At 63.5% G+C, this 10,542-nt stretch carries 9 protein-coding genes and 1 pseudogene; 2 read left to right on the forward strand and 8 right to left on the reverse strand.

The window, feature by feature from the left end:
• Positions 1–166: 166 nt before the first annotated feature.
• From AOQ71_RS25880 to AOQ71_RS25895, 4 genes are all read right to left on the reverse strand, one after another.
• The gene (locus AOQ71_RS25880; RefSeq protein WP_057752856.1) at positions 167–889 is read right to left on the reverse strand and encodes an SDR family NAD(P)-dependent oxidoreductase; all 723 of its coding nucleotides are present in this window, start codon (positions 887–889) and stop codon (positions 167–169) included.
• Positions 882–2,264: a class I adenylate-forming enzyme family protein gene (locus tag AOQ71_RS25885; protein ID WP_057752858.1), complete on the reverse strand. Its 1,383-nt coding sequence runs from the start codon at positions 2,262–2,264 to the stop codon at positions 882–884. Before AOQ71_RS25885 ends, AOQ71_RS25880 begins: the two co-directional genes overlap by 8 nt.
• On the reverse strand, positions 2,251–2,496 hold the full coding sequence (locus AOQ71_RS25890; protein WP_057752860.1) for an acyl carrier protein: 246 nt from the start codon (positions 2,494–2,496) through the stop codon (positions 2,251–2,253). The genes AOQ71_RS25885 and AOQ71_RS25890 overlap by 14 nt, the downstream gene beginning before the upstream one ends.
• Before the next feature lie 153 nt (positions 2,497–2,649).
• Positions 2,650–4,464 carry a long-chain-acyl-CoA synthetase gene (locus tag AOQ71_RS25895; protein WP_057752862.1) on the reverse strand — a complete coding sequence of 605 codons (1,815 nt, stop codon included), beginning with the start codon at positions 4,462–4,464 and terminating at the stop codon, positions 2,650–2,652.
• A gap of 209 nt (positions 4,465–4,673) precedes the next feature.
• On the opposite strand from AOQ71_RS25895, the gene AOQ71_RS25900 reads away from it, so the two are divergent.
• Complete coding sequence (locus AOQ71_RS25900; protein ID WP_057752863.1) at positions 4,674–5,654, forward strand: Bug family tripartite tricarboxylate transporter substrate binding protein; 981 nt, start codon at positions 4,674–4,676, stop codon at positions 5,652–5,654.
• Between the two features lie 9 nt (positions 5,655–5,663).
• On the opposite strand, the gene AOQ71_RS25905 is transcribed toward AOQ71_RS25900, so the two are convergent.
• From AOQ71_RS25905 to AOQ71_RS50380, 4 genes are all read right to left on the reverse strand, one after another.
• Positions 5,664–5,948: a DUF3551 domain-containing protein gene (locus AOQ71_RS25905; RefSeq protein WP_057752865.1), complete on the reverse strand. Its 285-nt coding sequence runs from the start codon at positions 5,946–5,948 to the stop codon at positions 5,664–5,666.
• A gap of 121 nt (positions 5,949–6,069) precedes the next feature.
• Positions 6,070–7,947, reverse strand: a complete 1,878-nt coding sequence (gene htpG / locus AOQ71_RS25910; RefSeq protein ID WP_057752867.1) for a molecular chaperone HtpG — start codon at positions 7,945–7,947, stop codon at positions 6,070–6,072.
• A 129-nt stretch (positions 7,948–8,076) separates the two neighbouring features.
• On the reverse strand, positions 8,077–8,508 hold the full coding sequence (locus AOQ71_RS25915; protein WP_057752869.1) for a hypothetical protein: 432 nt from the start codon (positions 8,506–8,508) through the stop codon (positions 8,077–8,079).
• Positions 8,509–9,005: 497 nt separating this feature from the next.
• Entirely contained in the window at positions 9,006–9,281 is a 276-nt protein-coding gene (locus AOQ71_RS50380; protein WP_083514494.1) for a helix-turn-helix domain-containing protein, read from the reverse strand.
• A 687-nt stretch (positions 9,282–9,968) separates the two neighbouring features.
• On the opposite strand from AOQ71_RS50380, the pseudogene AOQ71_RS43880 reads away from it, so the two are divergent.
• Positions 9,969–10,410 (forward strand): annotated as a pseudogene (locus AOQ71_RS43880) (transposase); the annotation flags it as partial.
• Positions 10,411–10,542: the final 132 nt, after the last annotated feature.

A 10,542-nucleotide genomic window follows, 5' to 3' on the forward strand; every position in this document is an offset into this window, starting at 1 on the left:
CCCGCCCCTTGATCGCAGCCTTGACGCTTGGCGTTGCCATGGACTGCTCCCTTTCCTTTAGGGAAGTTCGATTGACGTAACCCAATCGATGAGGCGGCATCTTACGACCAAATCCGGCTCGTTGTCATCGCGCCGGATCAACATCATTTGTCGGCCGGGTTCCGTCTCAGGCCGTATTCCCGGCGTCGATCGTGAACACGGCGCCTGTCACGTTGCGACCGCCCTCGCCCAGCAAATATTCAACCATACGCGCGACGTCGTCGGTCTCCGGCAGGCGGCGCAGCGCGCTACGGCCGGCGATGCGCTTGCGACCCTCGTCGGAGAGATTGTGCGTGAGCTCGGTATCGATGAAGCCGGGGGCAACCGCGTTGACCGTGATGCCGAGCTTGCCGACCTCTCGCGCCAGCGAGCGGGTGAAGCCGGTCGCCGCCGCCTTGGTCGCACCATAGACCGAAAGGCCGTTATATCCTGTCGTCGCGATGATCGAGGAGATGTTGATGATGCGGCCCGCGCCGTCGGCCATCATCTGGCGCGCGACATATTTGGTGAGGATGATCGGCGACAGCACGTTGAGCTGCACCAGCGCTTCGATCGCCGAATTGTGCATGGTGGCGAGCAGGCCTTCGGTGCCGAGGCCGGCATTGTTGACGAGCCCGTAAATCGGGCCGAATTCGTCGCGCACGAGCTTTGCGAACGCGGGGATCGCATCGATCACCGAGAGATCGCAGGCACGGAAATGCAGACGCCCCTCGGAGGCGGCGATCGCCGAATTGAGTTCGTCGCTCTCGCGCCGCGCAGCCGCGATCACGTTGTAGCCGGCGCCGACGAGGCGCCTGCCGATCGCAAGGCCAATGCCGCGGCTGCCGCCGGTGACAAGAACGTTATGCATCGGTGCGCGCCAGTTTGCCGGCCGGGGTGACGTCGAGCGCCTCGACAAAGCGGATCACTGCCGGCACCTTGTGCGAGGCGAGCTGGGCGCGACACTGATCCAGAATCTGGTCGCGGATCTCCTTCGCGCGTGCCGGATCGGTGCCCTCAGTGAGAATCACGTCGGCGACGACGATGCCGCCGGTAATCGGGCTGCGGCGCGACTTTGCCCGCGACATCCTGACATCGGGATGCCGATTGATCGCCGCCTCGATCTCTTCGGGGTGGACCTTGAGCCCGCCGATATTGATGATGCCGCCGCGGCGGCCGACGAAATAATAGCGGTCGCCGCGCAGCTCGACGATGTCGCCGCTGTCGACGAATCCGTCCGCATCGGTGAGCGCGGCGGCATTGCGACCGATATAGGCGTGCGCGGTGCGCGTCGAGCGAATGCGCAGCGAGCCATCGACGACCTTCATCTCGACGCCGTTGCGATTGCCGAGATAGTCGGCCGGGAAACCTTCGAGCCCGTCATTGACGGCGAAGCCGACGCCGGCCTCGGTCGAGGCATAGGCATGGCCGACGGAAGAGTTCGGGAAAGCTGCCTTCAGACCATCGAGCACGGCCTGGTCGGCGATCTCACCGGAGAGCCGAACGTAGCCGGGTGCAAACTTTGCGGCCGAGCCGCTCATCAGGAGCTTGCGCCAATGCGATGGCGTGCCGGAGATGTGGGAGACCCCGCGCGCGTTCAGCCGGGCAACGTGATCGGCGAGCGCTTCATGCGGGTCCGACAGCACCATCGAGCCGCCGGAGAGGATGGCGCGGAGGAAGATCTGCAAGCCGCCATAGCGGCGGATGTCATAGAACGTGGCCCAGACCGGCGCGGGTCCCTTGGCAGGGCCTTCGGCAACGATCGCGCCGGTGAGCGCTTCCAGCGTGTGACCGGCGATCTTCGGCACGCCCGATGTGCCCGAGGTCAGCATCAGCCATTCGGTTGCGCGTTCGGTCTTCGCGGGCGTGGTGGCCTGAAGCGGCAATTGTGCGGTCACGACCAGCGACACGCCGGCGTCGGCCCAGCGATCGGGCTCGTCGGTGACGACCGCATCGATCCCGGCATCGGCGATCAATGCGTCAAGATGCGCCGGATTGAGGTCGGGCGGGCACAGCAGCATGCGACGGGCGATGCCGTCGAGCTCGATCATGGCAAGGCCCGAGCGGAGCTGGTCGGACAATTTCAACAGGACGGCGCGGCCGGACAGTTCGCACAAGCGGCCGCCAAGGACCGTCTGCGACAGGATATCTGTCAGCGAAACGCAATGATGCGCGTCCGACAGCGTGCGCCCCGTCAGCTCCGGACTCAGATAGTCGCGAAGCGCAAAGATTTCACGCGGGGACATTTTCGTAGGCCCGCACGAAATCACCCACGGTGGCGGGGAACGCGGCGTCCTCGGAAATGGTGAAGGGGTCGACGCCGGTCTCGTCCTCGAGACGGGCGACCAGGATCGCGAAGGCGAGCGAATCAAAGCCTGTCTCATGCAGGGACAGATCGTCGGTGAGCGCGGGAAGCGCGACGTTCTGTTCCTTGGCGATCTGCTGGATCGCCTCGATGACCTTGGACCTTACCGACATGGCTGGCTCGCCTCTTCCTGAGTTAATTAATCGATCTTATGTCTTGCGGCGGCTCTTGATGACCGCCTCCCATGCCGGCCTGTTTACCCGACAGAAGTAAATGGGCTCTTGGACAATTCAGATAAAATTGGACCTATCTGCGGATTTTGCCGCCTACAGCCTGATCGTACCGTTCAGGATTTGCGCATATGCGCCTCGATCGAGCGCAACATACGCGCCGGATTTCGGCTCGAGCATGTACAGCGGTTCGGCGATGCCGGCGGGGTCAAACCCCTCGCGGGCGAGATCGCCCTTCTTCTGCTTGAAGGTCTCGGTGGCATCGAGCTCACGCGAGATGCGGATGAAAACCGGACGGGCATAGGCCGGCAGGCGGCGGGCGAGATGAGCCGGCAGCGCTTCGATGTCAAAACCCTCGTTAACCACGATCGCGCTCATGCCGGCACGGCCGTCAGTGCCGGGAATGCTGACGCCATAGGTCGTGGCATCGACCACGCCGGTGAAATCGCGCACGGCGTCATTGACCTCCGAGGTCGCGACGTTCTCGCCCTTCCAGCGGAAGGTGTCGCCAATGCGATCGACGAAATGGAAGAAGCCCTTGTCGTCGAGCCGCATCAGATCGCCGGTGCGGAACCAGGCATCGCCCTTGGTAAAGACGTCGCGCAAGATCTTCTTCTCGGTCTCCTCAGCATCGGTATAGCCCTCGAAGCGGCCGCCACCCTCCTCGGCCTTGCCGATGCGGCCGATCGCCTCGCCGGCGTCGCCGCGGGCGCAGGCGATGCAGAATCCTTCGTCATTGCGCAGTGGCATGCCGCTGTCGGGGTCGAGCTTGACGAGACTGGCCGGAAAGCGATGCGCCAGCAGCGGCGGGATGCGGCCGATCGCGCCCGGTTGGCCCTCGACATTGAACAGCGAGAAATTGCCTTCGGTCGCCGCATAGAATTCGAGAATGCGGGGAATAGCGAAGCGCGACTGGAAATCCGCCCAGATGTCGCCGCGCAGGCCGTTGCCGCAGACGAGCCGCAATCGGTGACGGTTCTCGTATTCCGACGGCGGCGCCTTGAGCAGATAGCGGCAGAGCTCGCCGATGTATTGAAACAGCGTGCAATCGTACCTGACGATGTCGGGCCAGAAATTCGACGCCGAAAACTTCTCCGCGATCACCACCGAGCCTCCGGCGGCCAGCATGCTGCACGGCGCGACGATGCCGCCGACCGAATGGAACAGCGGCAGGCAGTCATACAGCCGGTCCTGCGGCGTCGCGCCGGCAAGGCCAGCAAACCAAAAGCCCCAATTGAGGATGCGGCGATGGCTGATGCTGGCAGCCTTCGGCAGGCCCGTCGTGCCCGACGTATAGATCAGCAGCGCGCGGTCATCGATGGTGACGTCGCCATGCTCCTCCGGCGACAGCGGCCCGTCATCGAGCGCGGCCAGCGCAACATCGATCGCGCGCTCCCTGCGGGCATCGCCATGGGTCCAGATCTTCGCCTCGGTCTTCAGATGCGGAATCGCGCTCCCAAGCGTCTCCGTCAAGGTGTGCGCGACGATGAGATGCGAGGGCTTTGCCACATCGATGCAATGCGCGAGCGACCGACCGACAAGTTTGGTGTTCAGCAGCGCCACCACGCCGCCGACCCCGCTGATGCCAAGCCAAGCCGCGACGTAATCGATGCCGTTCGGCATGATCAGGCCGATTGTGTCGCCCTTGACGACGCCAACCGAGCGGGCCCAGCGGGCATAGCGATTGATGCGTCTCGATAGGCTGTCATAGTCGAGCGCGGCATCGTCCATCACCAGCGCGACGCGGTCGGGCTGGCGCCGCGCCCAATCCTCGACGACGTCGGCGAACAGGCGGCCGGGCAGCGTCTCGATCCGCGCAGTCAGCTCGATCGCCTTCAGCCAGATCTTTGAGGCCGAAGGCGCGCGTCCGGCCTTGGCTTGCTCGATGACACCAGTGGTCATGCCGTTCATTCTTTCGCGCAGTATCAGCTTGGTCCCGGCAGCTTATCTCGCGCGGCCTGCCCAGGTGTTAAGAGACAAGGTAAAACCCGGTTAGCTCTCGATTAACCGCGATCATCCTTTACCAAGCCGGCGGGATCGGCGTGCGGCCGCGCGCGATTCTTGCGATAGCAAGTCCAGTCATTCGGACGCGCGGTGCGCGCCATGAGCTGGAGGCCACGATGATCACCAGGCGACGTTTCGTTCAGACCGTGGCCTGCGCTGCGGCTGGGCTCGCAGCGCCGCGCGCCTTTGCGATCGGCAACCCCTCCTATCCTTCGCGCAGCGTGAAATGGGTAGTGCCTTACGCACCGGGCGGGGCCACCGACGCGCTGTCACGACTGATCTGCCAGCGGCTGTCCGACCGGCTCGGCCAGACATTCATCGTCGAGAACAAGCCGGGCGCCGGCAGCAATATCGGCACGCAGGCCGTGATCAGCTCCGCACCGGACGGATACACGCTGCTGCTGACCTCGACCGCGAACGCGATCAACGCCTCGTTCGATCCGGCGCTGCCCTATGACTTCGCCAAGGGCATCGCGCCCGTCGCCGGCGTCGCACGCATTCCGCTGCTGCTGGTCGTCAACAACGATTTGCCGGTGAAAGACGTCGCCGACTTCATCGCCTATGCCAAGGCCAATCCCGGCAAGATGTCGATCGCCTCATCTGGCATCGGCACCTCGCTGCATCTCTCCGGCGAGCTGTTCAAGTCGATGGCCGGCGTGCAGTTCACACATGTGCCGTATCGCGGCTCCGCGCCTGCTCTGACCGACGTGATGAGCGGCCAGATCCAGGGCATGTTCGACAACGTCACCTCGTCCTTCGAGTTGGTGCGCGCCGGCAAGCTGCGCGCGCTCGGCGTCTCCACGCGCGAGCGTTCGGACGTCCTGCCTGACGTGCCGCCGATCGCGGACACGCTGCCCTTCTATGAAACATCCTCGTTTTACGGCGTCGGTGCGCCCTATGACACACCGCGCGAGATCGTCGACCTGCTCAATCGCGAGATCGATACGGCGCTCTCCGATGCCGAGATCAAGGCGCGCATTGCCGAACTCGGCGCGATCCCGCTGCATGGCAATGCCGGCGAGTTCGGCGGCATGCTCGCCGCCGAGACCGAGCGATGGCGCAAGGTGGTCGAGCTATCGGGCATCAGGAAGGAATAGCTCGCCGCTTCAGTACACCTTCTTGTGACGCCTACGTTCCGGCGGCGGCTCATTGAAAGCGAAGTACGGATTGAGGTCGCAGCTGGCCGCGCGGCCCGACGCCGAGGCGCGGCACTGCTCCAGCGACGTGAATGTGCATTCGAACCAGCCGCCGCCACCGCCACCGGCGCCGCCGGTAGCGCCCGAGTAGACGTGCATGCAAACCGGATAGTTCGGATCATACGTCTGGGCGCTGGCATCCGCCGCGACGAACAGCGCGGCGATGGCAGTGAGAGTCAGGAGTGGGAGGCGCATCGGACATTTCCTCAAATCGGTGGCGTCGACGGATCCGACGCCGACGCCCTCCTATGGCACAACACCACGCCAGTGGCGACTGTTCCTGGGGACAATGACGGCAAGGTGAGCGCGGCTCGCACTACCCGCCCAGCCCCTGCAGCACCAGGCGGTTGAGCCTCGCCGCAAACGCGGCCGGATCTTCCGGCAGCTCACCATCCAGGATCTGCGCTTGTTCGAGCAGGAGCAGGCTGAGATCATCGACCGCCGTCGAGCCGGCCTGGGCCCTGGTGATCGCCGTCACCATGGGGTGACGCAAATTGATCTCCAGGATCGGCTTGGTGCGCATGCCGCGGTTCTGCTGCGCCAGGATGCGCTCGAGCTCGCGGCTCGGACCCTGGCTGTCGGCGACGAGGCAGGAGGCGGAGCTGGTGAGGCGGGTCGAGGCCTTGACGTCGCTGACACGCTCGCCGAGCGCCGCCTTGATCACCGCAATGGTGGCGGCCTCGTCCGCGGCAGGCTCGTCCTTCTTCGCCTCGTCCTTGTCGTCGACGCGCGGGATCAGGTCGAGATTGAGATCGCCCTGGCTCAGCGACTTCAGCGGCTTGCCCTCGAACTCCGATGGCATCGAGGTCCAGAACGCATCGACCGGATCGGACAGCAGCAGCACCTCGATGCCGCGTGCGGTCGCAGCTTCCAGCCGCGGGCTGGACTTCAGCCGTTCGATGCTGTCGCCGACGAGATAATAGATCTCGGTCTGGTTCGGCTTGAAATCGGCGACGACGTCCTTGAGCGCGCGCTTCTCGCCTGACGTCGTGGTGAAGCGCGATAGCGCCAGCAGCTTCTCGCGGCGCTCGAAATCCTCGTAGATTCCCTCTTTCAGCACGGCGCCGAAGGCGTCCCAGATCTTTGCGAAATTCTCCGCATCCTTCTCGGCGAGGCTTTCGAGCTCGTTGACGACACGGGTCGCCACGGCTTTGCGGATCTGCACCAGCTGCGGGTTGTTCTGCAGCATCTCGCGCGAGATGTTGAGCGGAAGATCCTCGCTGTCGACAACGCCGCGGATGAAGCGGAGGTAGCCGGGCAACAGATCTGCATCGTCGGTGATGAAGACGCGGCGAACATAGAGCTTGACCCGGCCCTTACGGTTCGGCTCGAACAGGTCGAACGGCTTGGTCGAGGGCGCAAACAGCAGCACGGCGTAGGAGTAGCGCCCCTCGGCGCGGTAGTGCAGCGTCATCGCGGGATCGTCGAAGGCGGAGGCGATCTGCTGATAGGCCTTCTTGTAGTCTTCCGCCGTCAGCTCGGACTTGGCGCGCTGCCACAGCGCGCTCGCCGAATTGATCTGGCGCGGCTCACCCTCTTCCGGCACCAGCTCGATGGGGAAGAGGATGTTGTCGGAATAGGCACTGACGATGCGCTCGATCTCGTAGGATTCGAGATATTTCTTGGCGTCGTCCTTCAGGTGCAGGACGATCTCGGTGCCACGTGCAACGCGCGCCGCTTCCTCGTCACTGGCGCGCGCGATCTCGAAGCCGGAGCCGCCCGACGACGTCCAGCTCCACACGTCGCTTTCGCCGGCGCGGCGGCTGATCACGACGATCTTCTCGGCGACCATGAAGGCCGAATAGAAGCCGACGCCGAACTGGCCGATCAGGCCAAGCCCGTCCTTGGCCTCCTTCAGCTTCGACACGAAGGCCTTGGTGCCGGAGCGGGCGATGGTGCCGAGATGGTCGATCAGCTCCTGCCGCTCCATGCCGATGCCGTTATCGGCAATGGTCAGCGTCGCGGCTGCCTTGTTCGGGATGATGCGGATCTTGAGCGCATCGCCCTCGCCCAGCAGGGCCGGATTTGCGATCGCCTCATAGCGCAGCTTGTCGCAGGCATCCGAGGCGTTGGAGACCAGCTCGCGCAGGAAAATGTCGGTCTCCGAATAGACGGAATGCACCATCAGGTGCAGCAGCTCGGAAACCTCGGCCTGGAAAGGCTGCGTATGCGTGGCGGTATCGGACGTCGTCATGCGTTTACCCGGTCAATCCAAAATGGAGAAAGCCGGGATATAACGCGATGGGAGAGCGGATCAAGTGGACGCGCAAAGCCGCCCCCCCGCAGGAGGACGTTTTTGCGCGGGCCAAGTCGATCAGGCCGGTCAGGTCACGCAGCGACCGGGCTGCAGCAGCTTGGCGACTTCGGTCAGGGAGCTGACCATCGGCTCGCAGGCAATCGTCGGCTTGCGGCCCGGCGTCAGAAGCAACGACGCCGGCTTGGCGCTGCCGGTCTCGTTGGTCGCGGGGACCCGCAGCAGCACGGACGTATCGGCCAGGTCGTTCAACCGCATCGAGACCGTGCGCGTCGGAACCGCCGCCGGCTTCAGGTCGGCGAGGCGGTCGGACTTGCTGGTGCGATTCACGTTATGAGTTGCGAGGTTGCGGCCCGACGTCTGGCCCGGCTGGTCAGCGAGCGCTTCCCAGCGGTCGGCCAGATCCTGGCCGGAAGCCAGCTGCACGGCGCCGACCTGGACGGCGCCAAGCGTCGCGACGAGCGCAACGGCACCAAAAAATACCTTTTGAATCTGTGACATGATTATTGGTCCCTCGCCCCATGGCGATCGCGGGAACAACGCGAGGGGAGGACCGGAGTTTCCCAAAAGTTAAGATCACTTAACCGTGTGCCAAATTCACGCCAGAGCGCACAAAAAGCCGCAAAAAATTTTGCGCCCGCCTGGAACGACTCTCGTGCCCGGGAGTCGTCTCAACAGCCGGCTATTCCCCCCTGCCCCATAAGCCGGCGACGTAGGGCGCGACTGTGGTGATGCCAGTCGCGCCTTACTTTTTTCTGCGGAAAGTTTGCGACATTTCGCTACCGCCCCACCATCCGCCCCACCACTGATACGGCGCGAACACGCCCGACTGACCGGAACCGCGGGGGACCACGGTGCCCCCACCGCGCTTGGAATCGGCGCTGGACTGGGAGAGGGGAATGGGTTCGCCGGCCAACGGTGCGGGCCGGACTTGGGCAGCCGGGCTCAACGTCGGGTCAGCCCGTAACCTCGGACGCAGCCCAATCCCAAGACCGCTGCTACGAAATACCTTCGGCTCGGTCCGTCGTTGAACAATTGAGATCGAGCAGGGAGTGGAGCGAGCGAACCAGTACGAGTCGGCGACGTCCAACGGTTCTCGTGTCGAGCTGCCCTGCTCCTATGAGTTCATAGAGTTTGGTCCGGCCCAAGCCGGTCGCCTGACACGCTTCATCAATCGTACAGGTCAAGCGCTGCGCGAAGGGGATTTTTGGGTCTGAGGATAAGCTCCGTCCGATCTGCTCTCCGCCGTTTCTCTGTCCTAGATGCCGACGCATAGCCACCCCTATTGGCTCATCAAAAATATTGGCTCATCAAAAATAGATTCGCCGTGCGTCCCAAAGTCGTCAATGCGAACACCCGCGCGCTGTTGTGTACGTAAGCGCACGTCAGCGGTGACTATAAAGCTCTTGGATATTAGTTTCGGCGCGGGATATTTTGCAGAAACTAACTCTAGTCCATGGCTAAGCCCTGGGGCTCATGTGAAGCCCGGCTCGTTGCAGAAGCCAGTTTCGCTCGGGACGTCGAGAGGGAGCCTCTGGCGGTGTCGCCAGCGTCGGGACTGGGACCGCGATGGGCTTGACCTCAACGTCGTCACGGTAGACATGTCGGGGACTGCTCGGCCGCCTGAAAGGGCCCTCGTCAATTTTACCTGCAGCGCCGCACGGAATTTGCGGGCCAGGAAAGACTTGACCTGACCATCAGTTGCGTCACTCGCTGGTGAGACCCGACTAAGCCGAATACATCCGTATCCAGCGATGGTGCCGGATGAGCTTGGCGATGCCGCTTGTGAACAAGTCGTCCGTGAAGAGCGGCTAAGCGATTGAGCTGGGATCGCAATATTCGTTGTGGCCTGTTTTGGGATTGCAGGGTTTTGATGCTTCGGGCATCGGAACCCTGCAATTTCGTTTTGAGGATTCCATCGAATCGCCAGTCATGATTCCGTCCTCGCATCGGAGGTGGCGATGCGACCGAAGAAGCCCAAAGCGACGGGATCGGGCGATCTGTTCCGGGCCAGGCTGGACCAGATCATCAACATGAAGCACGAGCTGGTTCAGCTCGCCGGCAAGGTCGACTGGGACTGGATCGACGGCGAGATTCGCGCCGCTCTACAGCGAGAACGGTCGGCCGGGCATCGCGACCCGCTTCATGATCGGGCTGCTGCTGCTCAAGCACATATACGGCCTGTCCGATGAGGGGGTGTGCGAGCGCTGGGTCCACGACCCGTATTTCCAGTACTTCACCGGTGAAGAGTTCTTTCAGCACGCGTTCCCGCATGAGCGCTCGGACCTGAGCCACTGGCGCAAGCGGCTTGGCGACAAGCTGGAGCTGTTGCTGGCCGAGAGCTTAAGGGTGGCGCACGAGGCCGGCGCGTTGCGCAGCCAGGACCTCAAGCGGGTCACGGTCGGTCGAGTCACCCCGGGGAATCTCACCCCGAGGTGCTCACGAAACCGGACGTGAATCTCCCGATTCATCCGGCTTCTATCTTCCAGCCGCAGGTCGAATGCCGACACGCCACAAATAAAGCAGGTTCGGATC

The organism is Bradyrhizobium manausense, assembly GCF_001440035.1.
GTDB lineage: Bacteria > Pseudomonadota > Alphaproteobacteria > Rhizobiales > Xanthobacteraceae > Bradyrhizobium > Bradyrhizobium manausense.

Bases quoted from the DNA above. Each gene is read 5' to 3' on its own strand.
- AOQ71_RS25880 (WP_057752856.1), bottom strand. From the start codon at position 889: ATGCATAACGTTCTTGTCACCGGCGGCAGCCGCGGCATTGGCCTTGCG.
- AOQ71_RS25885 (WP_057752858.1), bottom strand. From the start codon at position 2,264: ATGTCCCCGCGTGAAATCTTTGCGCTTCGCGACTATCTGAGTCCGGAG.
- AOQ71_RS25890 (WP_057752860.1), bottom strand. From the start codon at position 2,496: ATGTCGGTAAGGTCCAAGGTCATCGAGGCGATCCAGCAGATCGCCAAG.
- AOQ71_RS25895 (WP_057752862.1), bottom strand. From the start codon at position 4,464: ATGAACGGCATGACCACTGGTGTCATCGAGCAAGCCAAGGCCGGACGC.
- AOQ71_RS25900 (WP_057752863.1), top strand. From the start codon at position 4,674: ATGATCACCAGGCGACGTTTCGTTCAGACCGTGGCCTGCGCTGCGGCT.
- AOQ71_RS25905 (WP_057752865.1), bottom strand. From the start codon at position 5,948: ATGCGCCTCCCACTCCTGACTCTCACTGCCATCGCCGCGCTGTTCGTC.
- htpG (WP_057752867.1), bottom strand. From the start codon at position 7,947: ATGACGACGTCCGATACCGCCACGCATACGCAGCCTTTCCAGGCCGAG.
- AOQ71_RS25915 (WP_057752869.1), bottom strand. From the start codon at position 8,508: ATGTCACAGATTCAAAAGGTATTTTTTGGTGCCGTTGCGCTCGTCGCG.
- AOQ71_RS50380 (WP_083514494.1), bottom strand. From the start codon at position 9,281: ATGCGTCGGCATCTAGGACAGAGAAACGGCGGAGAGCAGATCGGACGG.